The sequence below is a fragment of the Sinorhizobium sp. KGO-5 genome, from assembly GCF_036245905.1.
Classification (GTDB): domain Bacteria; phylum Pseudomonadota; class Alphaproteobacteria; order Rhizobiales; family Rhizobiaceae; genus Sinorhizobium; species Sinorhizobium meliloti_A.
Genome location: NZ_BDIZ01000005.1, coordinates 236,473 through 261,371, shown reverse-complemented (window position 1 = coordinate 261,371; position 24,899 = coordinate 236,473). Strand labels below are relative to the sequence as shown.

Annotated in this window: 28 protein-coding genes and 1 tRNA gene; 17 read left to right on the top strand and 12 right to left on the bottom strand. The window is 60.6% G+C overall.

Annotated elements, in window-relative coordinates; genetic code table 11:
• The first annotated feature begins 2 nt into the window (after window positions 1-2).
• Both BHD07_RS21835 and BHD07_RS21830 read left to right on the top strand, forming a co-directional pair.
• Window positions 3-566, top strand: coding sequence for a GNAT family N-acetyltransferase (locus BHD07_RS21835; RefSeq protein ID WP_018094935.1), 564 nt, complete (start codon window positions 3-5; stop codon window positions 564-566).
• Between the two features lie 102 nt (window positions 567-668).
• Window positions 669-1,136 carry a DUF1203 domain-containing protein gene (locus tag BHD07_RS21830; RefSeq protein WP_338283054.1) on the top strand — a complete coding sequence of 156 codons (468 nt, stop codon included), beginning with the start codon at window positions 669-671 and terminating at the stop codon, window positions 1,134-1,136.
• A 41-nt stretch (window positions 1,137-1,177) separates the two neighbouring features.
• Here the strand turns inward: BHD07_RS21830 and ald are convergent, their stop codons facing one another.
• On the bottom strand, window positions 1,178-2,296 hold the full coding sequence (gene ald, locus BHD07_RS21825; RefSeq protein ID WP_338283053.1) for an alanine dehydrogenase: 1,119 nt from the start codon (window positions 2,294-2,296) through the stop codon (window positions 1,178-1,180).
• 158 nt (window positions 2,297-2,454) lie between these two features.
• Here ald and BHD07_RS21820 point away from each other — a divergent pair, with 158 nt between their 5' ends.
• Together BHD07_RS21820 and BHD07_RS21815 are read left to right on the top strand one after the other, a co-directional pair.
• Window positions 2,455-2,916 carry an Lrp/AsnC family transcriptional regulator gene (locus tag BHD07_RS21820; RefSeq protein WP_338283052.1) on the top strand — a complete coding sequence of 154 codons (462 nt, stop codon included), beginning with the start codon at window positions 2,455-2,457 and terminating at the stop codon, window positions 2,914-2,916.
• 119 nt (window positions 2,917-3,035) lie between these two features.
• The gene (locus tag BHD07_RS21815; RefSeq protein WP_338283051.1) at window positions 3,036-5,009 is read left to right on the top strand and encodes a bifunctional 2',3'-cyclic-nucleotide 2'-phosphodiesterase/3'-nucleotidase; all 1,974 of its coding nucleotides are present in this window, start codon (window positions 3,036-3,038) and stop codon (window positions 5,007-5,009) included.
• 94 nt (window positions 5,010-5,103) lie between these two features.
• Here BHD07_RS21815 and BHD07_RS21810 read toward each other — a convergent pair whose 3' ends face one another.
• Window positions 5,104-5,424 carry an HlyU family transcriptional regulator gene (locus BHD07_RS21810; protein WP_100674251.1) on the bottom strand — a complete coding sequence of 107 codons (321 nt, stop codon included), beginning with the start codon at window positions 5,422-5,424 and terminating at the stop codon, window positions 5,104-5,106.
• Window positions 5,425-5,500: 76 nt separating this feature from the next.
• A complete protein-coding gene (ilvA, locus tag BHD07_RS21805) occupies window positions 5,501-6,748 on the bottom strand; it encodes a threonine ammonia-lyase (RefSeq protein WP_100674250.1) in 1,248 nt (415 codons plus the stop codon).
• Window positions 6,749-6,908: 160 nt separating this feature from the next.
• Here ilvA and BHD07_RS21800 point away from each other — a divergent pair, with 160 nt between their 5' ends.
• The 5 genes from BHD07_RS21800 to BHD07_RS21780 all read left to right on the top strand — a co-directional run bounded on the left by BHD07_RS21800 (window position 6,909) and on the right by BHD07_RS21780 (window position 11,333).
• Complete coding sequence (locus BHD07_RS21800; RefSeq protein WP_100674319.1) at window positions 6,909-8,363, top strand: TrkH family potassium uptake protein; 1,455 nt, start codon at window positions 6,909-6,911, stop codon at window positions 8,361-8,363.
• An 85-nt stretch (window positions 8,364-8,448) separates the two neighbouring features.
• Window positions 8,449-9,039, top strand: coding sequence for a hypothetical protein (locus BHD07_RS21795; RefSeq protein WP_100674249.1), 591 nt, complete (start codon window positions 8,449-8,451; stop codon window positions 9,037-9,039).
• Between the two features lie 389 nt (window positions 9,040-9,428).
• Window positions 9,429-10,427: an HD domain-containing protein gene (locus tag BHD07_RS21790; protein WP_338283050.1), complete on the top strand. Its 999-nt coding sequence runs from the start codon at window positions 9,429-9,431 to the stop codon at window positions 10,425-10,427.
• A gap of 112 nt (window positions 10,428-10,539) precedes the next feature.
• A complete protein-coding gene (locus BHD07_RS21785) occupies window positions 10,540-10,830 on the top strand; it encodes a hypothetical protein (protein WP_338283049.1) in 291 nt (96 codons plus the stop codon).
• Complete coding sequence (locus BHD07_RS21780; RefSeq protein ID WP_324763403.1) at window positions 10,818-11,333, top strand: hypothetical protein; 516 nt, start codon at window positions 10,818-10,820, stop codon at window positions 11,331-11,333. Before BHD07_RS21785 ends, BHD07_RS21780 begins: the two co-directional genes overlap by 13 nt.
• A 73-nt stretch (window positions 11,334-11,406) precedes the next feature.
• Here BHD07_RS21780 and BHD07_RS21775 read toward each other — a convergent pair.
• The 4 genes from BHD07_RS21775 to BHD07_RS21760 form a co-directional block, all read right to left on the bottom strand.
• Window positions 11,407-11,492: transfer RNA gene (locus BHD07_RS21775), tRNA-Leu, on the bottom strand.
• 362 nt (window positions 11,493-11,854) lie between these two features.
• Window positions 11,855-12,160 carry a hypothetical protein gene (locus BHD07_RS21770; protein WP_338283048.1) on the bottom strand — a complete coding sequence of 102 codons (306 nt, stop codon included), beginning with the start codon at window positions 12,158-12,160 and terminating at the stop codon, window positions 11,855-11,857.
• Window positions 12,161-12,429: 269 nt separating this feature from the next.
• Complete coding sequence (locus BHD07_RS21765; protein ID WP_338283047.1) at window positions 12,430-12,819, bottom strand: YciI family protein; 390 nt, start codon at window positions 12,817-12,819, stop codon at window positions 12,430-12,432.
• A 180-nt stretch (window positions 12,820-12,999) separates the two neighbouring features.
• Window positions 13,000-13,260: a hypothetical protein gene (locus BHD07_RS21760; RefSeq protein WP_275600037.1), complete on the bottom strand. Its 261-nt coding sequence runs from the start codon at window positions 13,258-13,260 to the stop codon at window positions 13,000-13,002.
• 206 nt (window positions 13,261-13,466) lie between these two features.
• Between BHD07_RS21760 and BHD07_RS21755 the strand changes: the two genes are divergently transcribed.
• A complete protein-coding gene (locus tag BHD07_RS21755) occupies window positions 13,467-13,706 on the top strand; it encodes a hypothetical protein (RefSeq protein WP_338283046.1) in 240 nt (79 codons plus the stop codon).
• A 44-nt stretch (window positions 13,707-13,750) separates the two neighbouring features.
• Here the strand turns inward: BHD07_RS21755 and BHD07_RS21750 are convergent, their stop codons facing one another.
• The 3 genes from BHD07_RS21750 to wrbA form a co-directional block, all read right to left on the bottom strand.
• Entirely contained in the window at window positions 13,751-13,969 is a 219-nt protein-coding gene (locus BHD07_RS21750; RefSeq protein ID WP_018094960.1) for a hypothetical protein, read from the bottom strand.
• 86 nt (window positions 13,970-14,055) lie between these two features.
• Complete coding sequence (locus BHD07_RS21745) at window positions 14,056-14,298, bottom strand: DUF2188 domain-containing protein (protein WP_003528075.1); 243 nt, start codon at window positions 14,296-14,298, stop codon at window positions 14,056-14,058.
• 356 nt (window positions 14,299-14,654) lie between these two features.
• A complete protein-coding gene (gene wrbA / locus BHD07_RS21740) occupies window positions 14,655-15,254 on the bottom strand; it encodes an NAD(P)H:quinone oxidoreductase type IV (RefSeq protein ID WP_338283045.1) in 600 nt (199 codons plus the stop codon).
• Window positions 15,255-15,415: 161 nt separating this feature from the next.
• Between wrbA and BHD07_RS21735 the strand changes: the two genes are divergently transcribed.
• A complete protein-coding gene (locus BHD07_RS21735; protein WP_018094962.1) occupies window positions 15,416-16,177 on the top strand; it encodes a competence/damage-inducible protein A in 762 nt (253 codons plus the stop codon).
• A gap of 169 nt (window positions 16,178-16,346) precedes the next feature.
• The gene (gene gpt / locus BHD07_RS21730; protein ID WP_015007526.1) at window positions 16,347-16,844 is read left to right on the top strand and encodes a xanthine phosphoribosyltransferase; all 498 of its coding nucleotides are present in this window, start codon (window positions 16,347-16,349) and stop codon (window positions 16,842-16,844) included.
• A gap of 119 nt (window positions 16,845-16,963) precedes the next feature.
• Here the strand turns inward: gpt and BHD07_RS21725 are convergent, their stop codons facing one another.
• Window positions 16,964-18,448, bottom strand: coding sequence for an NAD(P)H-hydrate dehydratase (locus BHD07_RS21725; RefSeq protein WP_100674229.1), 1,485 nt, complete (start codon window positions 18,446-18,448; stop codon window positions 16,964-16,966).
• Between the two features lie 346 nt (window positions 18,449-18,794).
• On the opposite strand from BHD07_RS21725, the gene BHD07_RS21720 reads away from it, so the two are divergent.
• The 3 genes from BHD07_RS21720 to hspQ all read left to right on the top strand — a co-directional run bounded on the left by BHD07_RS21720 (window position 18,795) and on the right by hspQ (window position 21,134).
• A complete protein-coding gene (locus BHD07_RS21720) occupies window positions 18,795-19,133 on the top strand; it encodes a P-II family nitrogen regulator (RefSeq protein ID WP_003528058.1) in 339 nt (112 codons plus the stop codon).
• 82 nt (window positions 19,134-19,215) lie between these two features.
• A complete protein-coding gene (glnA, locus tag BHD07_RS21715; protein ID WP_003528053.1) occupies window positions 19,216-20,625 on the top strand; it encodes a type I glutamate--ammonia ligase in 1,410 nt (469 codons plus the stop codon).
• A 179-nt stretch (window positions 20,626-20,804) separates the two neighbouring features.
• Window positions 20,805-21,134: a heat shock protein HspQ gene (hspQ, locus tag BHD07_RS21710; protein ID WP_003528052.1), complete on the top strand. Its 330-nt coding sequence runs from the start codon at window positions 20,805-20,807 to the stop codon at window positions 21,132-21,134.
• Window positions 21,135-21,299: 165 nt separating this feature from the next.
• Here the strand turns inward: hspQ and BHD07_RS21705 are convergent, their stop codons facing one another.
• Window positions 21,300-21,929 (bottom strand): invasion associated locus B family protein, encoded by a 630-nt coding sequence (locus BHD07_RS21705; RefSeq protein ID WP_100674227.1) that lies wholly within the window; start codon window positions 21,927-21,929, stop codon window positions 21,300-21,302.
• A gap of 319 nt (window positions 21,930-22,248) precedes the next feature.
• Between BHD07_RS21705 and BHD07_RS21700 the strand changes: the two genes are divergently transcribed.
• The gene (locus BHD07_RS21700; protein ID WP_338283044.1) at window positions 22,249-24,063 is read left to right on the top strand and encodes an extracellular solute-binding protein; all 1,815 of its coding nucleotides are present in this window, start codon (window positions 22,249-22,251) and stop codon (window positions 24,061-24,063) included.
• 81 nt (window positions 24,064-24,144) lie between these two features.
• Window positions 24,145-24,810 (top strand): DsbA family oxidoreductase, encoded by a 666-nt coding sequence (locus tag BHD07_RS21695; RefSeq protein WP_100674225.1) that lies wholly within the window; start codon window positions 24,145-24,147, stop codon window positions 24,808-24,810.
• The last annotated feature ends 89 nt before the right edge of the window (window positions 24,811-24,899 follow it).

Here is a 24,899-nt window from a genome sequence, read left to right as displayed (position 1 = left end):
CCATGCCAAGGTCAAAGCCTGCCGCGATCACGGCGCACGTGACCGAACTCGAAATGACGTCGCCGCCGAAGCAAAGTCTGCCGATGCCGATCAACATCCATACGGCGATCCTGCGCGTCTCGGATATTCCGCTCGCCTATTACCGCTTTCTGTATCTGCGTGTCGGAAAGCGCTGGCACTGGGCGGAGCGCCTGCGCATGAGCGACGACGATCTGGCGGCTATCCTCCACGACAAGCGAACGACGGTCATGGTCCTCTATGTGGACGGTGCGCCGGCCGGTTTCTTCGAATTCCGGCAACTCGACGATGACGTCATCGACCTCACCCATTTCGGGCTCATGGAGCACGCGCTCGGCCTGGGACTCGGTAAGTGGTTCTTGCTGCAGACATTGTTTGCGGCCTGGGCCATGAACCCGCGCAAGGTCACGGTCACGACGAACAATCTCGATCACCCCCGGGCGCTGCAGCTTTACCAGCAGTTCGGCTTTTCTCCGGTCGCGACGCGGGAGACGGTGGTCGAGCCGCTGAGCGACGAGGAACTTCTCACCTTCGCGAAGAAGCTCTGAACGGCTTCAGGATCTTAGATCTAAGTTCGGCAAGTATCGGGTGTCGTTCCCTGACGCCAGTGCGCATCTTTCTCCTGAATTCAGCCAAACGGGAGAAGCGCCATGAAACTCAATTACGTTGCAATGCCCGTCGAAGAGGCGGAACGGCTAAGGCAAGGCGGGCGGGATGCCTATGGCCACCGGCCCGAGCGGCGCATTTCGGACGGCGACGGCGTGCCGTGCCGGCACTGTCTTCGTAATGTCGATGAAGGCCAGCCTTATCTCGTTCTGGCCTACCGGCCGTTTTCGTCGGTCCAGGCCTATGCCGAAACGGGACCGATCTTCATGCATGCCGAAAATTGCGCGGTTCACGACGGAGCCTCCGTGCCGCCGATTCTCGCGTCCAGCAAGAGCTATCTTCTGCGTGGCTACGGGAGTGATGAGTGCATCGTCTACGGTACCGGCGGGGCCGTCGATGCCGAGTACCTCGAGCAGCGGGCCGAGGAATTGCTGGCACGGCCGGACGTCGCCTTCGTGCATGTTCGCTCGGGAAAATACAACTGCTACCAGTGCCGCATCGAAGCGGCCTGAGTGGGAGCCCGGCGCTTGACGGCGCCGGGCGATTCAGCGGGTCAGGCGACGTGAAGGACGGCCTCGGGAGCGTGGGCGTCATAGCCGAGCGCTTCGGCCACGGCCGCGTTCGTTACGCGGCCTCGGTGGACATTGAGGCCGGCGCGCAGATGCCGGTCCTCGGCGATCGCCTTGAGGCCGCGGTCGGCGAGCTGAAGTCCGTATTGGAGCGTCGCATTGTTGAGTGCGTGCGCCGACGTGATCGGCACGGCCCCCGGCATGTTCGCGACGCAGTAATGCACGATGCCGTCGACCTCGTAGGTTGGTTCGGAGTGCGTCGTCGCATGCGACGTCTCGAAGCAGCCGCCCTGGTCGATCGCGACATCGACAATGACAGCGCCTTTTTTCATGGCGGACAGCATTTCGCGCGTGACGAGCTTCGGCGCAGCAGCGCCGGGAATGAGCACGGCTCCGATGACCATGTCGGCGGAGAAGACTTCCTCTTCCAAGGCATCGATCGTCGAATAGCGCGTATGGACACGGCCGTTGAAGATATCGTCGAGTTGGCGCAGACGCGGCAGGGACCGGTCCAGGATCGAAACGTCGGCCCCGAGACCCGCAGCCATCTTGGCAGCATGCAGGCCGACGACGCCGCCACCGATGATCGCGACCTTGGCCGGAAGGACGCCCGGTACGCCGCCGAGCAGGATTCCGCGGCCTCCATTTGCCTTCTGGAGCGAGGTCGCGCCCGCCTGGATCGCCAGCCGTCCCGCGACCTCGGACATCGGCGCAAGCAGCGGCAACCCGCCGCGCTCATCCGTCACGGTCTCGTAGGCAATCGCCGTGACGCCGGACTTGAGAAGTCCCTGGGTCTGTTCCGGGTCCGGTGCGAGATGAAGATAGGTATAGAGAATTTGGCCTTCGCGCAGTTGCGCCCATTCGGAGGGCTGCGGCTCCTTGACCTTGACGATCATATCCGCCTTTTCGAAGACTTCCCTGGCTGTCGGTACGATCCTCGCACCGGCTGCGCGATAGGAGTCGTCATCCGCCCCGATCCCCGCCCCGGCCTTTGTTTCCACGATGACCTCGTGGCCGTGGGCTACATATTCCCGTACTGACCCGGGCGTAAGGCCGACACGGTATTCATGGTTTTTGATTTCCTTCGGGCAACCGACACGCATCTTTGCGTTCCTCTCCTATCTGTGGGCTTTTTTGCCGCGCTGATGAGGGGTCCAGCAAAGCAGATGGCATTCCGAATGTCCTTGCAAAGACGTGCTCATCCATGCATTGCTTTCGGGAGTTATTGCGCAAAACAACGACTATTCGAAAGAAGATGCGAATGGCTGGCTTGGATGCTATCGATCGTTCGATTCTGCGCATTCTGCAGCAGGATGGCCGAATCTCGAACGCCGACCTCGCAGTGAGGGTCGGCCTCTCGCCGTCCGCCTGTTCGCGGCGGGTCGATATCCTCGAAAAGTCCGGGACGATCGCCGGTTACCATGCGCGTATCGCCCACAAGGCGCTCGACTACAAGATCATGGTCATCGTGCATATTTCGCTCTCCGGGCAGTTCGCCAAGACGCTTGCGGAGTTCGAAGCCGCGGTGAAGCTCTGCCCCAATGTGCTCGTTTGTTACCTAATGTCCGGGGAATACGACTATATCCTGCGCGTGGCAGCGAAGGATCTGGAGGACTATGAACGCATCCACCGCGACTGGCTTTCGGCGCTGCCGCATGTGGTAAAGATCAATTCGAGTTTTTCGCTGCGCGAGGTCATCGACCGCCCCAATGTCGGCATCTGAGACCGTGATCCGCCGAGACGCGGCGGTAACCCCGTCTGCAAAAATCAGCCGCTTTGCGTAGCCGGGCCATTCCGCCATAGTTGCGCTTATCTGAACGCGCTTTCGAGGGGAGATCATCGATGACCGTTTTGCATCCCATTTCGCGCCGGACCCTGCTCGGCGGTCTTGCCGCCACGTCGGCATGTGTCGTGCTGCATCCCTTCGCGACCCGCGCGGCTGCGAACCAGGCGCATCTCAGGATCATGGAAACCACGGACCTGCACGTCCATGTCTTTCCCTACGATTACTATGCCGACAAGCCGAACGACACGCTCGGCCTGGCGCGCACCGCTTCGATCGTCGACGCCATCCGCGCCGAGGCGACGAACGCGATCCTCGTCGACAATGGCGATTTTCTTCAGGGCAATCCGATGGGCGATTACATCGCCTACAAGCGCGGCATGAAGGAAGGCGACATGCATCCGGTCATCGCCGCGATGAACGTACTCGGCTACGACTGCGGCACGCTGGGCAATCACGAGTTCAATTACGGCCTGGACTTCATGTTCAATGTGATCAACGGCGCGAACTTTCCGATCGTCTGCGCCAATCTGATCAATGGCGCCATGGCCGCCGCCCCGCGCCAGGACAAGCTCTTCCTGAAGCCCTACGTGATCCTCGACCGGAAAGTGAAGGACGGGGCCGGTGAGGAACACCCGATCCGCATCGGCCTCATCGGGTTCGTGCCGCCGCAGATCATGACCTGGGACGCCAAGAACCTGGAAGGCAAGGCGAATGCGCGCGACATCGTCAAGACCGCGCAAGCCTGGGTGCCGCAAATGCGCGAGGAAGGTGCCGACATCGTCATCGCTCTGTCCCATTCCGGCATAGGGCAGCAGGCCTATGCCGAAAATCTCGAAAACGCGTCCGTACCCCTGGCGGCAATCGAGGGTATCGACGCCATCGTCACCGGCCACAGCCACCTCGATTTTCCGGGGCCCAAGTTCGACGGAACTCCGGGCGTCGACAATGCCAAAGGGTTGATTTCCGGAAAGCCCGGCGTCATGGGCGGCTTCTGGGGATCGCATCTCGGCCTCATCGATCTCCTGCTCGAACGCGACGGGGGTGAGTGGCGTGTGATCGGTTCGACAAGCGAGGCGCGGCCCATCTTTCGCCGGGAAGAAAAGAAGGTGATCGCCGAGGTCGGCGACAAGCCGGAAGTGCTGGCAGCCGCGCAGAAGGACCACGAAGCGACGCTCGCCTATGTCCGCACCCCCGTCGGCAAAACGTCGGCCCCGCTCTACTCCTATTTCGCGCTCGTCGCGGACGATCCGTCGGTGCAGATCGTGAGCCAGGCCCAGACCTGGTATATCCGCGACATGCTCAAGGACACCGAGCACCGCGACCTGCCGGTCCTCTCCGCCGCGGCGCCGTTCAAGGCCGGCGGGCGCGGCGGCGCCGTGTACTATACGGACGTTCCAGCGGGCGACATCGCCATCAAGAACGTTGCCGACCTCTACCTCTATCCGAATACGGTGCAGGCGGTCGTCATCACCGGCGACGAGGTGCGCAACTGGCTCGAAATGTCCGCCGGCATCTTCAACCGGATTGCGCCGGGATCAGCCGATGCAAGCCTGATCAATGGCGACTTCCCTTCCTATAATTTCGACGTGATCGACGGGGTCACCTACCAGATCGACCTCTCGCAGCCCGCGAAATACGACAAGGACGGCAACGTGGCGAACCCGGCGGCCAGCCGAATCCGCGACCTGAAATTCGATGGCAAGCCGATAGATCCCAAGCAGAGATTTGTCGTAGCGACCAACAACTACCGTGCCGGCGGCGGCGGCAATTTTCCGGGCATCGCCGGCGACAAGGTCGTCTTCGTCGCGCCCGACACCAACCGTGACGTCATCGTGCGCTACATCGTCGAGCAGGGAACGATCAACCCCTCCGCGGACGCCAACTGGACATTCGCGCCGCAGAAGGACACGAGCGTGCTGTTCGATAGCGGCCCGAAGGCGCGTCGATTCCTGGCGGAGGTCAAGGCGGTGAAGATCGAGGATGCAGGCGACGGCAGCGACGGTTTCGCCCGGTTCAGGATCAAGCTTTGACTCCCGATGCGGGCGGAGAGCCGAACATGCTTTTCCGCATCCGGCTCGGCTTGTTTGATTGCCTGGTCCCTGTGCTCGTCACAGGTACCGGACGTCAGACTGGCCGGGACTGAGCGTCGTCGGCAAAAAGGGCCGCGCGCTGCTCGTCGATGATCTGCCGTCCCTTGCGCAACGCCGAGTCGATGGCGTCCTGCTCGGAGGTGAAGAGATCTGCCCGGATGAAGCTGCGGACTTTCGTTGCACCGTCAGGCATCGACTTTTCGATACTGCCGGCAAGCCGGTACTGCGACCCCTCCCGCTGAGGCGTCGCGCGGATTACGCAATCCGCATAGTTCTCGGACTTGCCTGCCGCAGGCTGCGCCTGCGTTTCAGAGCCGCCGGAGCGACCGAATAATTTCGAGAAAAACGATGCCATGTCTCACAGTTAGCTGTGCTCGCCGGCCCTGTCAAAGCGAAAATTGGTGAACCGGCGCCGGTCACGTGCCGCCTTCTCAAATGACGAAGTTGGCCAGCATCTCGTTCTCGGTGATATCCTGGTAGCGCAGTCCCGCTGCATCGAAACGCTGTTTGAGGACCGGAAAATTCTCGGCGTGCTTCGTCTCGATACCGATAAGCACGGAGCCGAAGTTTCGGGCCGATTTTTTCAGATATTCGAACCGGGCGATGTCGTCCTCCTCGCCTAGGAGACCGAGGAAATCCCGAAGCGCGCCCGGGCGCTGCGCCATCCGCAGGATAAAGTATTTCTTGAGCCCCGCATGGCGCATGGCCCGCTCCTTCACGTCCGGCAGACGCTCGAAGTCGAAATTGCCTCCGGAAACGACCGCTACGACGATCTTGCCTTCGAGACTGTCGCGGCCAAGCGCTTCCAGTGCGGTGACTGAAAGCGCGCCGGCGGGTTCGAGAACCACGCCCTCGACATTCAGCATTTCGGTGATCGTCAGGCAGATCGCATTCTCCGGCAGCAGCAACACCTGCTCCGGCGAAAATCTCCGGAGCGCAGCAAAGTTCAGGTCGCCGATCCGTGCGACTGCCGCGCCGTCGACGAAATTGTCCACCTGGTCGAGCGTAACGACGCTGCCGAGTTCCAGGCTGCGCCTGAAGCTCGGCGCCCCCTCCGGTTCACAGAACAGAAAGCGATCGGCCGAGAGGCTGTCGCCCAAATAGCCGGTCACGCCCGCGGCCAGGCCGCCCCCGCCGACGGGCAGGACGACGAGATCGGCGACGAGGCCGGCAGGCAATTGTTCGGCTATCTCCGCTGCAACCGTGGCCTGGCCTTCGATGATATCCTCATGGTCGAAGGGCGGCACCATGACGCCGCCGATCGCTTCCACATGCTCGCGCGCCGCCTTGTAGCATTGATCGAATATATCGCCGACGAGGCGGATCGTGATGAATTCGGCCCCGAACATTCGCGTCTTGTCGATCTTCTGCTGGGGCGTCGTCACGGGCATGAAGACGACGCCGGGAACGCCGAAGTGACGGCAGACGAAGGCAAAGCCCTGAGCGTGATTGCCTGCGGACGCGCAAACGAAGGTCTTCCCGGCCGCTCCGGAGCCGAGCGACTTGCGGAAGAAATTGAAGGCGCCGCGGATCTTGTAGGAGCGCACCGGCGAAAGGTCCTCGCGCTTCAGGAAGACGGTCGCCCCATAGCGCGCGCTCAGGTGCTCGTTGAGCTGAAGCGGCGTCGGCGGAAAGATTTCGCGCATTGCCGCTGCCGCTTTTTCAACATCCTGCTTCATCACGTGACTTCACCCGTTGAGTTTGCCGATTGCAGTCGCTATTGCACATTGCCGCGCCGGAGACCATCGATTTGACACGAATCAGTCACGCACGGCACTATCGCGCCCGCTTCGGGCGATCGCCGGCCCACCGACAAACCGCTTGCAGGAAATCAAGAGCTTGAACGCGAATCTGATCCGGCATGCTGTCCATCTCGCGGCGATCCTGGGGCTCTATCTCTCCGGCGCGATGCTGATTCCGGCTCTGGTCGATCTCTATTACGGCCACGCGGACTGGCAGGTCTTCGCCGTGACGGCCTTCATGACGGGCGCAATCTCGTCGACGACGTTCATGGCGACACGCGCAGGTCCTCCGCCCTTCTCGAAGAAATTCGGCTTCCTGGTGGTGAACATCCTGTGGATCGTGTTTTCGATCGTCGGCGCCATTCCACTCTGGCTTTCCTCGGTGAATCTGGATTTCGCCCAGGCCCTGTTCGAGTCCGTGTCGGCGGTAACGACGACCGGCTCGACCGTAATCGTCGGGCTCGATGACGCGCCGCCCGGCCTCCTGCTCTGGCGGTCGCTCCTGAGCTGGTTCGGCGGCATAGGCATCGTCGTTCTCGGCCTGTTCATCATTCCCTATCTGCGTGTCGGCGGCATGTCCTTCTTCAAGATGGAATCCTCCGACACCAGCGACAAACCCTTTGCCCGGCTCGCAAGCTTCGGCCGCGCCTTCCTCGTCGTGTACGTATCGATAACTCTGCTGTGCGCGATCAGCTACGCCATGCTCGGGATGAACAGGTTCGACGCGATCAACCACGCGATGACGACCGTCGCGACAGGCGGCTTTTCGACTCACGATGCGTCATTCGGCTACTTTTCCAGCATTCCCCTGCTCTGGGTCAGCACGTTCTTCATGACGCTCTGCAGCCTGCCCTTCTCCATCCTGATCGTGCTCGTCGTGCGCGGACGGCTGGACGCCCTCCGCGATCCTCAGATCATCGTATTTCTGGGCTATCTCACGGCATTCTCGGTTGCGGTTGCCGCCTATCACCGGCTCGCCAACGGTGTCGAGTTCCACCTGGCGCTTACCTATGCCTTCTTCAATATCACGTCGATACTGTCGACCACGGGCTATGCGAGCGAAGACTACAGCCTTTGGGGACCGTTCGCGGTGATGGTCGCGTTCATATGCACCTTCATCGGCGGTTGTTCGGGCTCGACGGCGGGCGGCATGAAGGCCTATAGGTTCGTCGTGCTCTTCAACGCCATTCGGTCTGCCCTGAACAAGCTCGTCTACCCGAATGCGATTTATGCGGTCCGGTACGGGAAGAATACGGTCGACGCGGACGTGCAGCGCGCCATCCTGCTGTTCTTCATCACCTATATCCTGCTCTGGGTCTTCGGCAGCCTGGTCATGGGCGCCCTCGGCTATGATCTCGTCACGGCCGTGTCGGCCGTGATCACGTGCCTCTCCAATGTCGGCCCCGGCCTCGGCAGCCTTATCGGCCCTGCGGGCAATTTCTCGACACTCCAGGATCCCGAGCTCTATCTGCTGTCGCTGATGATGCTGCTCGGGCGTCTGGAGGTCCTGACCGTCCTCGTCGTGCTCACTCCGATCTTCTGGAAGCAGTAACGGCCGCCGCCCGCTTCAGCCTTGCCTTGACTTGGGGTGCCAAATACCGAAAGCTCAGAGCGATCGGGCATTCTGGAAAAGCGCGATGCCGAAATACCTGCTCCTGCTGGCGGCCCTCACGAACGCCACCGTCATGCTTGCCGACACGCAGGCAGAGGCGGGTCCGCTTGCCGACGCTGCGGCGAAGGCCGAACAGCAGGCGAGCTCCGGCGATGCCGCCGGCGCGCAGGAAACCTTGCGCAAGGCCGTGGGCGACTTTTCGCAGACCCTTCCCTTCGCCATCGGCAAGGCGGTCTTCGTCACAGAAGCACCGGCGGGCTTTGCAATGTACGAGCCCCGGCCCGACCCGGTATTCGAAGCCGGCGAAACGCTCATATCCTATGTCGAGCCCGTGGGACTTACCTGGAAGGAAGCAAGCGACGAGGGCAAGCTCGAGACACGCTTCACGGTCGACTTCGACATCCTGAACCCGAAGGGAGAGGTGCTCGCCAGCCAGAAGGCGTTCGGCGACTTCACCTTCAAGGGCTATCAGCGCAACCAGGAAATCTATGCGACGCTGAGGATCGACGTCGCCGGGGCGCCATCCGGGAATTATGTGCTGCGCTACCGCTTCAACGACACCAACAGCGGCAGGAGCGCAAGCGTCGATCAGCCGTTCGAGATCTCCGGCTCTTGAGAGTTGCCGATCTCAGCCGGTAGCATGCCGGAATCGAAAGGCGGAGCACTTGGCTGGTGGGAGAATCTGGCGGTTCTGGTGCGGACGACGGTAATCGAACCCGTACGGTTTCGCGAGGGATTTTAAGTCAACCTAGATTATGCGACATAATGTTACTTGTCATGCTTCGCAACCCATTGAAATCGCGACACTATCCTCCTGACCAGTCCTGTTGAGACCTTTTGCGCCCGAGTCGGTGCCGGGTCCGAGGCCAGGTCTCGAATGAGAAATGCTCACTCGGGCCCCGATGGTGCTAACGGCTGGGCGACTATTATTTTGACCGAGAATCAGAAAAAACTTGCTATGGACGCGCATTTAGAACATAACAAGAACATCCTTAGGCAGGTGATATGGCGCATCAACGCATTCGCGACCCGCTGCTTGATCTCGTAGAGTTTTCCACCTCTGAGCTGGAACGTACGCTCTGGAAGGTTTTGCAGACCCGGCCGTTTCAAAGGCTCCGCCGTGTCAAGCAGTTGGGGTTTTCCGATTTGGTCTATCCGGGGGCTAGTCACTCTCGTTTCGCGCACAGCGTAGGCGTTTTTTATACTGCCCGCCAACTGATGGAGGTGGTCCACCGCCATGTGTCTGAGGATCAGTCCAGTAAAGAATGGAAAGCACTTGCGGCGTCACTAGTCCATGACCTTGGACACGGGCCATTCAGTCACGCCTTTGAAAAGGTGGGGAAGCGGCTTGGGCTGAAGCTTGCCGACCATGAGACGATGAGCGACACGCTGATCCGACAGGGCGAGGTCGCCGAAGTCTTCCAGGAACAGTTCGGCCGGGGATTTGCCGACGATGTCGCCGATATCATCAAAAAGGACGGGGTTAAGACGGTCCAGCACGCGGTTGTCTCCAGCCAGTTCGATGCTGATCGTCTCGATTACATGAGGCGGGATAGGCTGATGACCGGCACACAACACGCCGCAATCGACTTTCCATGGCTGATTGCCAACCTTGAGATTGGCTCTGTGGCCATCGGCGTGGACGATACGCCACTGGGAACGATCGAGACGTTTGTGTTGGGCCCTAAAGCGATCCATGCCGCCGAGGCGTTCATTCTCGGCTTATTTCAGCTGTATCCGACTGTCTACTTCCATAAGGCCACCCGCGGAGCAGAAAAGATTTTCACGGAGCTGTTAGTCAGGATAGTGACGCTCGTTCGTGAGGAAAATCTCGCGGCGACGGGGCTGCCTAGAAATCATCCGCTCGTACGCTTCGCGCAAAGTCCAGTAGATATTGATGTGGCTCTGACACTCGACGATACGGTGGTGTGGGGTGCGTTGACACAGATGTCCGAGGCCGGACCCCTTAGTTTCAGAGTTCTCGGCTCGGCTCAGAGATCGTAATCTCTACAAGTGTTGTGACATCCGGATGCAAGTAACTCATGTTTTCGATCCTAAAAGTAGCAATACAGATGAAGTTATCGAGAAAATAGACAGATGCTGCGCAAGTATAGAGATGAAGTTAATCGAGTGGACCGAGCGAAACTTCAAGGATCGGCCAAGGATTCTGGTCGATAATGATGAACGTTCGCCATACAAGTCCGTTAACGAATCGAAGGGTCCGCTTGATCGCATCAACATCCGGACGGAGGGGGGCGCGCTTGTCGACCTCAAGGAGCGGTCGAGCGTTGTTGCTGCATTGAAAGCGTACAAGCTGTTCCGTGCGTATTCCGATCGCTCGGACACGGAGGCGCAGGACGCCATGGTGCGCATCATCAAAGGGGAGATTGGAACATGTCATACGTAAACGCCATGAAAGTTGCGAGATTGGTGCGAGATGCTGGCGGTCGTATCGTGGGGCGAACAAAGCTCCAAAAGACCGCCTACCTGCTGTGTGTTGCGGGCCTTGAGGAAGGATTACCCTTTGCCTACAAGCATTACGGACCTTACAGCGAGGATCTAGCTGCCGCGGCCCGCGATGCTGACCTGTTGGGGCTTCTCAACGAGACTGAGCAGCAGACCACTTGGGGCGGTACTTACTCGACCTACGTCGTTAATGAGCAGCCTGATCCGGGCACTAATGCCGCTCGCCGCCGTTTGGCAGCGGAGGCAGCGTCGGCGGATGCCGTCGAGCTTGAACTTGCCGCAACGGCCGTATTTCTGGCGTTTGAGGGGCATACCGATCCATGGGCTGAGACTGCTCGGCGTAAGCCCGAGAAGGCAGAGAACGGCAGGGTCGATAGGGCTAAGGTGCTCTACCGCAGGCTCTCGGCCATTGATACGCCAGTGCGCTTGCCTGCGATCGTGTGAGCACCTCGCTACAAAAGGCGGCGCGAGATGCTGACGATGGTCAGTGTCTCGCGGGTGAACGGCGAGGCAAGAATGGTGGCCGCTGCGGGAATCGAACCCGCACGGGCGAAGCCCGAGGCATTTTAAGTGCCTTCCGTCTACCAATTTCGGCAAGCGGCCTGCTGCAATCCACCCTTCTATACGCGCTCACGACCCGTGTCAGCCACGCGCAACGGGCCTATATCAGGCTTTTTCTCGCGCGAACAGACCTAAGCGCATGATCCGGCTGCATCTTTCGGCAGGCTTGAGAGGATTTTAAATCCCTTGCGTCTACCAGTTTCGCCACGTCCGCCCGCAGCCTAAATCAAATACTTAGTCGATTCAGTCAAGGCAATGTTTTGCGAACGGCGTTTTCCGAACAATCCCAGCGAGATCGCTGAGCAACGCCAGAATTTCACATCATGCGAAAGCGCCGTGCGTCTGAAATGACGCACGGCGCAAGAAGCGACACCAATTTCATCGCGAAGCGCAAATGGACTGGCTTACCGACCTCGGCCGGTCTTCGAGCTTTCTTGTGATTGTCCAGCGCCCCGGCCGCCGCGAGCTACGCCCTTGCCATGGGAGCTGCCGGGGTTCCTTGGATCTGCGCCGTTACCCCAGCCGTTGTTGCCTTTAACCTTGCCGCCACCGCCGCCGCCGGACTTGGCGATTGCGTTTGATGTCAGGCTGGTGGAAAGCAACATTGTCACTGCAGGAGGTGTCACAACGGCGAAACGACCGCAATTTTTCAGAAACTCTCGCCGGTCTTCATCGCTCGTTGATAGTGATTCGTGTGGTACTTCGGGCATGAACGCCTCTCCTTCGGGTTGCATCGATTACACCCGTAGAGATTGCCATCGCAGCCCGGCGTTGAACATATGGGGTACGATATAGAACCAAAGAGAGCGGTTGGGGACCTGGCTCAATCCTGAGTTCTGCTTTCGAACGCATATACGCCGCACCGGCACGGCTCAGACGGCGCGTCGCGTAGCTTGCCGTTTCGGTCGAGGCACGCAGCGTGAGCAGAAGGTCGACGAAAACCGCCCCTTTCCACGGCTACCAACCATGCCGCGCGAAATCAGGCCGGACTCTCGTCGGGGGCCGAGAGCGCGGCACCGGGCAGATAGAGCGAAATCGGCCGAATCTCGTAGACGGCGGTCGGATTGACGCGGCGCAATTCGCGCGCCGTCTCGACGGCGGCTTCGAGGTTCGGGCAATCGACCACGTAGAGGCCGAGCAACTGCTCCTTGGTTTCGGCAAAGGGACCGTCGATGATCATGCCGGCACCCTCGCCCCGCAGCGTCACGGCTTCCCTGGTCGAGCCAAGCCGTGCGGCCGGCCCCAATCGCTTCTCCCGGACGAGGCGATCATTGACCTGCAGCAGATCGTCCATCAGCTTGGCATCTGCCTCGCTGGTCCAGGATTCGACCACCTCTTCCTCGTGATAGGCCAATATCGCGTAGAACATGGATCCCTCTACAATCTCCCATACGGTGCCCAGGTAAGGCACAACGACATGCATGAAACGCGGTTGCATAGTCACGCGGGATGCGAAGCGATCCCGATGAACCGGACCTCGTGAATCGAGGCGATTAGATCGTTTCCGGAGCGCGCGGGCAAGCCCAGCTGCGTCAGCCGCTCGACGTGCTCAAAGCTCGCCTTTGGTCACCTTTGGAGGAACACGGCCGGTGTGATGGATCGGATTGTCCGATCCTGCGCCTTCGGTCGGTTTCTCTTTCTTTGTGGTCTGGCCACTTCTGGCCGGCGGCTCGTCTGCCTCCTCGGTGCCGGACTCTGCCCCCTGGTCCGGGAGCGGCTGTTGCTCCATATCCAATTCTTTCGGTTCCGGTTTCCATGTGGGAGACGGCATCGGCTGGTCGGTCAGATCGTCATGTTTGGGATCGCTCATGGGCTTGCTCCTTTCGGTCTTACCAGATCAACCCCGGACATTTCTGAAGGTTCCTCATGGCCTGGCCGGTCCGTTCGAGGATCGCGGATGGCGTCTGCCCAAGAAATTTTGCAACCCTGATTCGCCAGGGGTTCAATCGCGGCATGTCAATGGCAAGATAATGCAGGGCTCAATGGCATCCCTGATGATGACTAGGAGGGTGGGGCGTGCGTTCACTGCAAGCGTTCGGCGGCATCGCCTTGCTTCCTGAAGACCTGGACACGCTGCAGCGCGTGTTCGACATTCTGTGTCGCGAACATCGATGGCCCCGGGAGAGCGCGCAGGCTCGACGGTTCGGGAGGATGCTGATCCGGGAATATCAGGCCGGCACGACAGATGAGGGACTTCTTCTGCGAGCCGGGCAAGCCTTCGTCAGCCAGGCCAATGCACAAAAGAGATTGGCCTGAACAGAAATCCCGGCCGTGCGGCGAGGAGCCGGTCAATGACCGGCTCAGTGATAGTAGAAACAATCGCAGTCGGCTCTCGTGGCGTCCTCTCCCTTCCACACCCTGACTGCCAGCTTTGACGACTCGCCAGTCTCCTCGAGCCGCAATCCCAACAGCGAAATCGCCGCCGCCTTGGGGTTCGGCGCGTCTATTTCGATGACCGATCCGACCTGGTGAACGCCCAGGCGTGCAGTCCAGGTAAAGATCTGAACATTGTAATGCATGGAAATTCTCCATTCAGTCGCCGGCTGTGCCGGTCACATAGCCAAGGACAACTGCCCCGCGTCACTTGCCCTCCAACGCAACATCGTCAGCCATCCTCTACGGTCGCTTCCGGTCGATCGCCGCCGTCGGCATGCTCGAAATGCCAGTTTCCCTTCTCATCCTGGAAGCTGATCTCCTCGTCGTCGCCACCGACCTGCTGTTCGGCTGCTGCAGCTTTGGCGGCCGCTAGCGCCATCTCGCGACTGGGAAAGGGCTCTGAATATGCATCGGCTGCCTTGTAGGCCCAGCCTCCATCGTGTGGAACGATGAAATATGTGATCTGCACCATCCTTCACTCCCATGGATGTTCAAGGACAGTCCCTGCCCTCGACGGGCCGCGCCGCGCGGGCCCCTTATGCTCCTCCTTGTTGCCGCATGCTTCCCTGAATCGGAGCCGGTTTGAGAAGCGCCGCAGCCATTCAAGTGCTGTAGCGACCGTGGCTACCTAAAAAGCGCACGTCGCCGTCGGGCATTTCTGATGCCGAATGCTGCGATGTTAACACAAAATTGCCCCATTGGGCCACATTTGCGAATGCTTCTCGGCCGATGTTCGGCGACCCCGCCGATGGGCGAGTTGTGATGCGAATCGCCCGCTAAAAAAAGCGCGCGGCTCGATCGGGAGCCGCGCACGAACGTTGAAGATCGTCAGTCTGCAAGCTTCGCTGCAATCCGCGCGACATGCGCACCCTGAAAGCGAGCCGCTTCGAGTTCGACCGCGGACGGCTGCCGCGAACCGTCGCCGCCGGTAATGGTCGAGGCGCCATAGGGCGATCCGCCCTTGACTTCCTCAATGCCCATCTGACCCTGGAAGGCATAGGGAAGTCCGACGACCACCATGCCGTGATGCATCATCGTGGGGATGAGGCCGAGAATCGTCGATTCCTGGCCGCCGTGCTGGGTCGCCGACGAGGTGAACGCGGAGCCTACCTTCCCGACGAGCTTGCCTTTTGCCCACAGGCCGCCGGTCTGGTCGATAAAGTTGCGCAATTGCGAAGCGACAGTCCCGTAGCGGGTGCCCGCGCCGAAGATGATCGCATCGTAATCCGCCAGTTCCTCGACGGTCGCGACCGGTGCCGGCTGGTCGAGCTTGAAATGCGAAGCCTTCGCCACGTCCTCCGCCACGAGTTCCGGAACACGCTTGACGACCACTTCGGCGCCGGCCGATCTTGCACCTTCCGCGACCGCATAGGCCATCGTCTCGATATGCCCATAGGCCGAATAGTAAAGAACCAGTACTCTAGCCAAAACGATACTCCTTGTTGTCCGGCAATTCCGCTTGATCGCCGCGGCCGGCAGGATTTATCAAAACACATACCACTGCCAGTGCAGGGATGGTCGACAGACTGTTCAGCTTTTTTCAACACCGACGAGATCGCGTTCGCGATCCGAATACGCCCGGAGCGCCAATGACCAGCCCCACGATCGTCACCGCCGCCATGCTCGCCATTGGCGACGAGCTTCTCTCCGGCCGGACCAAGGACAAGAACATCGGCCACCTTGCCGATATGCTGACGATGGTCGGAATCGATCTGCGCGAGGTGCGCATCGTCGCCGACGACCAGGACGCGATTGTGGAGGCGGTCAATGCGTTGCGCAGCCGCTACCGCCACGTGTTTACTTCCGGCGGCATCGGTCCGACCCATGACGACATCACTGCCGATGCGATTTCGAAGGCCTTCGGGGTCGAGTGCATTCACGAGCCGAAGGCAATGGAGCTGCTTGGCGCGATGTACGAGCGCCGCGGCATGGAGTTCACCGAAGCGCGCAAGCGGATGGCCCGCATGCCTGATGGCGCGACCCACATTCCCAATCCGGTATCGACCGCGCCCGGCTTCGCCATCGAGAACGTCTATGTCATGGCCGGCGTGCCCCAGGTGTTCCAGGCGATGCTTGACGCGCTGTTGCCGAGCCTCGAGGCCGGCACGCCCGTCCTGTCCCGTACGGTTCGCTCCCCCTATGGCGAGGGCGACATCGGAGCGCCGCTGACCGAGGTGCAGAAGAACCATCCCGAAACGAGCATCGGCTCCTATCCGAAATTCGACGGCAAGAGCTTCTCGACGGATATCGTGATCCGGGCCCGCGATGCCGCGGTCCTTGGCGCCGCCGAAGCCGGGGTGATCGCGATGATCGAGGCGATCGGCAGCTCGCGCGAGAAAAACCAGCCCTGAACTCCGCGGCCGCGAAAACATTGCAGATCGCGGTGCTCGCGGCCGCACTGGCTCTTGCACTTTCGGCTTCATTGCCGCTATTGCATCAGGCATGAACAAGTGTCGGCGGCGTGGCCGTCGAACTGCAGCAACGCTTATCGCCGACAGCGCAAAAGAGCCGGAGTCCGCCATGTCTCTTCCCGAGAAAGCCTTTCCTGTATCCTGGGATCAGTTCCACCGTGACGCCCGCGCCCTGGCCTGGCGGTTGGCCGACAACGGACAGGAATGGCGCGCGATGGTCTGCATCACGCGCGGCGGCCTTGTTCCGGCGGCTATCGTCAGCCGGGAACTCAACATCCGGATGATCGAAACGGTCTGTATCGCCTCCTATCACGACTACGACACGCAGGGTCAGATGAAGGTGCTCAAGAGCATCTCACCTGAGATCGCGAAGGATGGGGGCGAAGGCGTTCTCATCGTCGACGATCTGACCGATACCGGCAAGACTGCCGCCGAGGTTCGTGCGATGCTGCCGAAGGCGCATTTCGCCGCGGTCTACGCAAAGCCGAAAGGTCGCCCCCTCGTCGATACTTTCGTGACCGAGGTCAGCCAGGATACCTGGATCTACTTCCCCTGGGACCTCGGTTTCACCTACCAGGAACCGATCGCCAAGGGCACGCGCGGCTAGCGCAGATCGTTCCACTGTTCATCGGCGTAGTGAAGCACTTTAGCCCTTTGAAAGTGCGCACTTCCGGACGGAAAAACCGTTACACGCTTTCCCTGGAAGTGTGCAGAACGCTCGGCGTTCTAAGCATTCTCTCCAAGCGGCGCTATGCACTCGACAAGGCTTTCGGCCGTTGCCGCGCGGCCGGCCCCGACGCCCGCCTCGCCATGGCGCCAGACTGCGGCCGCTGCCGCCTCGAAGGCAGGCATTCCCTGTGCCAGATGGGCGCCGATGATTCCCGCAAGCACGTCGCCCGAACCTGCGGTCGCGAGCCAGGGCGGCGCGTTGACATTGACTGCGGCCCGGCCGGACGGCGCGGCAACGACCGTATCCGCACCCTTATAGACGATCACGGCATGGCTGAGCCTTGCTGCGGCCTGCGCCTTCTCGATCTTGGACAGCGCCGCATCCTCGGCGATATCCGGGAAGAGCCGGGCGAACTCCCCTTCGTGCGGCGTCATCACCACCTCGCCGCCCTCTGCCGCGATCCTGTCGAAAAGCTGCTCCCTGCCCTCTCGAAACGAACTTATCCCGTCGGCATCGAGCACCAGCGCGCGACCGCAGAGCATGAGCACGAAATCCCGGGCCTTGTTACCGATCCCGAAGCCGGGTCCGAGAACGAAGGCATTCAGGCGTCTGTCCTTGAGCCAGTCGGCAAGGCCGGCAGTGTTGCTGATTTCCTTGAGCATGATGGCGGTGAGGTGCGACGCGTTGACGGCAAGCGCTTCCGTGGGAGAGGCAAGCGTCACCAGCCCCGCACCGGCGCGCAGGCCCGCGGCGGCCGTTAGCCGCGCGGCCCCGGTCGAAACCGGTCCGCCGCAAAGCACGGCGAGATGGCCGCGCTTGTATTTGTGGGTCGCGGGATCCAGCGCGCCGAGGTGTCGCTCCCATAGCGCGGGCGTGTTGACGGTGAGATCGCCGGCTCTGTCCGCAACGAGCCTTGCAGGAATGCCGATATCGAAGATTTCAAGCGTGCCGCAGCGGGCGCGGCCCGGCATCAGCAGATGGCCGGGCTTGGCCGCCATGAACGTCACCGTGTGAGCCGCAACGAAGCTCAAGCCCCGGATTTCGCCCGTACGCCCGTCAATGCCGGATGGCAGGTCCACGGCGAGGACCGGTACTCCGCTCGCATTCACTTGCTCGATTATGGTTCTCGCCTCCTCGGGCACGTCGCGCGCAAGCCCCGCCCCGAAAAGTGCGTCGATGACGACGTCACCCGATTGCGGTTCGTAGGCGTCGAGGGGTCCGGGCCCCAGCGCGCAGGCATCGCGCGCCTGCGCGGCGTCGCCCTTCAGAATTGCCGCGTCCCCGAGCGCGAAGACGGCGACGCTTGCGCCGGTTTCGGCGAGCGCGGCTGCGGCGACATAGCCATCGCCGCCGTTATTGCCGGGGCCGCAAAGCACGACAAAGCGCAGTGCTTCCGGGTAAAGCCGCAAGGCGGCGGCCGATACGGCCGTTCCCGCCGAACGCATGAGCGAGAAGCTGTCGATCCCCGAGCGCGCGGCATCCTTGTCGACCTCTGTCATTTCCGCCGGGGTCACGAGGATATTCGAAAGCGCGTGAAGCATGGAAACGATCTAAGCCCGACCGAAAGCGCAAGACAAGAGCAGCGTTGACGGAAAGTGACGTGACTAAAAAATATGCAATTGCACACTATAAGTGCTCAAATAACATGCTTCGACCACGAAACGCAGCGATCATCCGTCGCGCACCGGTGTCGAACACTCAAAACCTCATAAAAAATAGGCAGAATGCCGTTGCAGAAGCCACTGCCCCATCGGCACCCATCGCATTACCACTGGAAATTTCGCAATCTGCGCGTCATTCCGCTACAAAAGTGGCACGCTACGTGCATAGTGTGAGGCCAAGCGGGCAGAACCTGCTTTAAAGGGAGAAGCGGAGAGACATTTTCTCATGAAAAAGATCGAAGCGATCATTAAGCCTTTCAAGCTCGACGAAGTGAAGGAAGCCCTTCAGGAGGTCGGCCTGCAGGGGATCACCGTCACGGAAGCCAAGGGTTTCGGGCGGCAGAAGGGACATACGGAGCTCTACCGCGGCGCAGAATACGTCGTCGACTTCCTGCCGAAGGTGAAGGTCGAAGTGGTGCTGGCGGATGAAAATGCGGAGGCCGTGATCGAAGCCATTCGCAATGCCGCGCAAACCGGCCGCATCGGCGACGGCAAGATTTTCGTATCCAATGTGGAAGAAGTGATCCGCATCCGCACCGGCGAAACCGGTCTCGACGCCATCTGATCGCGTCCGGCGATCTCACCGATCCGGGGGCCGTCCGGCCCCGTTTTTCCAATCCTCGTCATCACACAGGGAATTGCAACAAATGACGACTGCGAATGAAGTTCTGAAGCAGATCAAGGAAAACGACGTCAAATTCGTAGACCTGCGCTTTACCGACCCCAAAGGCAAGCTGCAGCACGTGACGATGGATGTCGTCTGCGTCGACGAAGACATGTTCGCCGACGGCGTCATGTTCGACGGTTCCTCGATCGGCGGCTGGAAAGCTATCAACGAATCCGACATGGTGCTCATGCCCGATCCGGAAACGGCGCATATGGACCCGTTCTTCGCCCAGTCTACCATGGTCATCTTCTGCGACATTCTCGATCCGGTTTCGGGCGAAGCCTATAACCGCGATCCGCGCGGCACGGCCAAGAAGGCAGAAGCCTACCTCAAGGCCTCCGGCATCGGCGACACCGTCTTCGTAGGTCCGGAAGCGGAATTCTTCGTCTTCGACGACGTCAAGTACAAGGCCGATCCGTACAACACCGGGTTCAAGCTCGACAGCTCCGAACTTCCCTCCAACGACGACACGGACTACGAGACCGGCAACCTCGGTCACCGCCCCCGCGTCAAGGGCGGCTATTTCCCGGTTCCGCCGGTCGACAGCAGCCAGGACATGCGCTCCGAAATGCTGACCGTGCTGTCCGAAATGGGCGTGACGGTGGAAAAGCATCACCACGAAGTGGCAGCGGCGCAGCACGAGCTCGGCGTCAAGTTCGATGCCCTCGTGCGCAACGCCGACAAGATGCAGATCTACAAATATGTCGTGCACCAGGTCGCCAATGCCTATGGCAAGACCGCGACCTTCATGCCGAAGCCGATCTTCGGCGACAACGGCTCGGGCATGCACGTGCATCTGTCGATCTGGAAGGACGGCAAGCCTACCTTTGCCGGCGACGAATATGCCGGGCTTTCCGAATCCTGCCTCTACTTCATCGGTGGCATCATCAAGCATGCCAAGGCCCTGAACGCCTTCACCAACCCGTCGACGAACTCCTACAAGCGCCTCGTCCCGGGTTATGAAGCACCGGTTCTGCTTGCCTATTCGGCCCGCAACCGCTCGGCCTCCTGCCGCATCCCCTTCGGCACCAACCCGAAGGCGAAGCGCGTCGAAGTCCGCTTCCCCGATCCGACGGCGAACCCCTACCTCGCCTTTGCCGCCATGCTGATGGCCGGTCTCGACGGCATCAAGAACAAGCTTCACCCCGGCAAGGCCATGGACAAGGACCTCTACGACCTGCCGCCGAAGGAACTGAAGAAGATCCCGACCGTCTGCGGCAGCTTGCGCGAAGCGCTCGAGAGCCTCGACAAGGACCGCAAGTTCCTGACCGCCGGCGGCGTTTTCGACGACGACCAGATCGACTCCTTCATCGAACTGAAGATGCAGGAGGTCATGCGCTTCGAAATGACGCCGCATCCGGTCGAGTTCGACATGTACTATTCCGTCTGATGGCGGAGCGGACGGCCCTCACAGGTTCTGTCCATGCAAGATGAAACGAGGAAGGCGGGTTTCATCCGAAGCCCGCCTTTTCAGTTCGACGCCGATGGAAGCCTCGCGCCCGGGGCGCGGGCCTCTTGATGTTCCATATGCGACAACCCAGATAACTGTCTGAAAGGATGTGTTGCGTCATGAAACAAAGAAACGCCAAGTTTGAGATCGGACAGGTGGTTCGCCATCGGATGTTCCCGTTCCGCGGCGTCGTCTTCGACGTCGACCCGGAATATGCGAACACCGAAGAATGGTGGAATGCGATTCCGCAGGAGATCCGGCCCGAAAAGGACCAGCCCTTCTATCACCTGTTTGCGGAGAACGACGAAAGCGAATACGTCGCCTATGTTTCGGAACAGAACCTCGTTTCCGATGACAGCGACAGGCCGATCCGGCACCCCCAGGTGGACGCTCTGTTCGAAAAGGCCGACGCCGGACACTACAAGCCGAAGGCCACCTATCAGCATTAGAGCGGAATGAGGAAGAGGTGCGTGCGGGTTGCTGCCGCATCCGCTCAGCGCCGGGCTGAAACCACGCAGAGTCGCCGCAACTTCGCCGGCGGAAGCAGGTACGAAAAAACGCCCGGCTCGGTGTGAACCGACCCGGGCGTTTTACCTGTTCAGCGAAGCTGTCGATTACTGCTGCTTGGCAGCCTTCTGCGCCTCTTCGAGCTTCTTGCGGGCGTCTTCTGCCTTCTTCTGCATCTCTTCCTGCAGCAGGCGCTGACGCTCTTCAAGCTGGGACTGCTCGATCGGTTCGCCGTCGAAAACGCCGGTGAAGCCTTCGAGCGTCATCTTGATGGGGTTCGGAGCGCGCTGGAAGTTGACGGAGGTGAAGACGACCTCGTTGCCCTTCTTCAGCTGCGCGATAAGCGCGTCGGAGAGCGGCGCTTCGGCAACGCACTTGTCCGGCATGCAGATCGCGTAGTCGAGCTTGACGCCCTTGCCGCCGTCGATCTGCATTTGAACGCCGGGCGGGATCATGCGCGCGGACGGTACGGAAACCTGCATGACCTTGCGATTGACCTTGCCGGAGACGGTAATGAGGCCGACGGCCGTCACCAGCTGGCCGTTATTGGCGGTGAGCAGGTTCTGGACGATGCAGACATCGTTGTCTTCCTGCTTGGTGCAGACCTTGAACCAACCCTGCGGCGGCTTGCCTCCCGCCTGCTGCGCGGATGCGACGTTCGGCGCACCGGCTGCTGCGAAAGAAAGCGCCAGCGCTGCCAATCCCGCGCGTGTGGTGAAGTTCGACTTGAAGATCATTGTGATTCCGTCTCCTGAAATCCGGTCACGGAACAGAGTTCCGCAGAGTGAGTATCGTCAGCCGCCGTTGTCCTGTTGGCCAAATGAGGCATTTGAATGGCCCCGATTCCGGAACCACCTGTTACATTGGCTCGTGCGGTTTATCCAGTGTTTGTTGCGATTTTGTGCAATCATTTGCTTTGAGCGGCCCTTTCGAACCGGCGAGGGATGTGGCAGGAGCCTGCTTTGTTCTTTTCCCGACCCGGCGCCGGTTGGAAATGCGCTCCCGCATTGATACCTTGCGCGGAATCGGCCTGTTGAATCCCCACGGGAGGTGAAGTTGCGCGCAGTTGTTTCCGGCCTGGTGATGCTCCTGGCGGCCAGCATGTTTGCCAATGGCGCTCTGGCCGCGCCCGTGCATGCGATCGCCATGCATGGCGAACCCGCCTTGCCTGCCGATTTCAAGCACTTCCCTTACGTCAACCCGCAGGTGAAGAAGGGCGGGAAGGTCGCCTACGGGGTCGTCGGCACGTTCGACAGCCTCAATCCCTTCATTTTGAAGAGCATGCGCACGACCGCGCGCGGCATGTGGGACCCGGGCTTTGGCAACCTGGTCTACGAATCGCTCATGCAGCGCTCGCAGGACGAGCCATTCACGATGTACGGCCTGCTCGCCGAAACCGTCGAATGGGACGATGACCGCACCTTCATCCAGTTCAACCTCAATCCCAAGGCGCGCTGGGCCGACGGCCGGCCGGTGACCGCCGAAGACGTGATCTTCACCTTCGAATTGTTGCGCGACAAAGGGCGCGCACCCTTCAGCAACCGCCTCTCCAAGGTTGCGAAGATGGAGAAGGTCGGGGAACGAAGCGTGCGCTTCACCTTCACCGAGGAGGCCGATCGCGAGATTCCGCTGTTGCTGGGACTTTCGCCCGTGCTGCCGAAGCATGCGATCGACGTCGAGACGTTCGATCGGACGAGCCTGGAGCCACCGCTCGGCTCCGGTCCCTACCGGGTCGCGGAAGTCAGGCCCGGCGAACGGATCGTCTATCGCCGCAACCCCGACTATTGGGCCAAGGATCTGCCCTCGAAGGTGGGCCTCGACAATTACGATGAGATCTCCGTCGAATATTTCCTGCAGGAGAACACCCTGTTCGAAGCCTTCAAGAAGGGTGTGGTGGACATCTACGCCGAAGGCAGCGCAACGAAATGGGCCCGCGCCTACGATTTTCCCGCCGTTCGCAGCGGCGGCGTGATCAAGGAAACGTTCAAGCCGAAGACACCGTCCGGCATGCTCGGCTTCGTCTTCAATACGCGCAGGCCGATGTTCGACAACATCAAGCTCAGGCAGGGGCTCGCTCTCGTTTTCGACTTCGAGTGGGTCAACAAGAATCTCTTCGACGGCGCCTATACGCGTACGCAGAGTTATTGGCAGAATTCGTCGCTTTCCTTCCTCGGGGTGGCGGCTGACAATCGTGAACTGGACCTCATGGGAGACGTGAGGGAGCGCATCAATCCGGCGATCCTCGACGGCACCTACCGGCTCCCCGTGACGGACGGCTCGGGTCGCGATCGCAATGTGCTCCGGGAAGCGGTGACGCTTCTTCGCGAAGCGGGCTACTCCATCAAGGACGGCAAGATGGTCGACGCCAAGGGTACGCCGCTCGCTTTCGAGATCATGAGCCAGAATGCCGGCCAGGAGAAGGTTGCGCTTGCTTATCAGCGGTTTCTCGCGCCGCTCGGCATCGCAGCGAGGGTTCGCACCGTCGACGATTCACAATATCAGCTGCGCAGCCAATCCTTCGATTACGACGTCATCATCAAGTCCTTCCCCTCGTCGCTCTCCCCCGGTCTCGAACAGATCAATCGCTGGAGTTCGCAAACTCGGGACAGGCAAGGCAGCGACAACTTCGCCGGCGTCGCCGACAAGGACGTTGATAAACTGATCAACAACATCCTGCAGGCACGCAACCCCGAGGATTTCACCGCCGCCGTTCGTGCGCACGACCGGCTCCTCGTCAACAATTCCTATCTTGTTCCGCTTTACCATCTCGATGCGCAATGGATTGCCCGGTGGAAGCATATCGGCCGGCCGACGACGGTACCGCTTTACGGTTATCAGTTGCCGAGTTGGTGGGACGAGCGTGTTCAGTAGGCAGGCACCGTTCGCTGATGCATTGAAAGATGTTTCCAGCCGGCCTATGTCGCAGTTTTGGTAAAGCGAAAGGCCGGCACCATGGAAACCGTCAATATCGATATCGTCTCGGACGTCGTATGCCCCTGGTGCTATCTCGGCAAGAATCGCCTCGACCAGGCGATCGCCAATGTCGCCGGCGAGATCAACGTCGCTATCCAGTGGCGTCCCTACCAGCTCAATCCCGATCTGCCGCCGGAAGGCGTCGACCATAAAGAGCACCTGGCGGCCAAGCTCGGCGGTCAAGCGGCCGTCGACGAGGCGCACCGGATGCTCGAAGGCCTCGGTGTGGAAGACGGCATCGCCTTCGATTTCGATGCCGTCAGGGTCAGCCCGAATACGCTCGATGCGCACCGGCTGATCCGCTGGGCCGCGACCGGCGGCGAAGCGGCGCAGGACCAGGTGGTGAGCCTGCTGTTCAAGGCGAATTTCGAAGAGGGTCGCAACCTCGGCGACCACGCCGTCCTCCTCCACATCGCCGAACAGGCCGGCCTCGAAAGGCCGGTTATCGCGGCTCTCCTCGCCTCAGACGCCGATAAGGACGCCGTAAGGCAGGAAATCGGCATGGCCCGGGAAATCGGCGTGACCGGCGTTCCCTGCTTCATCATCGAGCAGCAGTATGCGGTGATGGGGGCGCAGTCGGTCGAGGTGCTGACCAGCGCTTTGCGCGAGATTGCGCAGATGAAGGCCGAGCATCCGGCCCACTGAGCTTAATTGGCCCGCCGCGGACGAATGATCGCAGCACGGTGTCGCCGTCCGGAACGGGTTTACGAAATTGGTGGTCGCGATCAACCGCG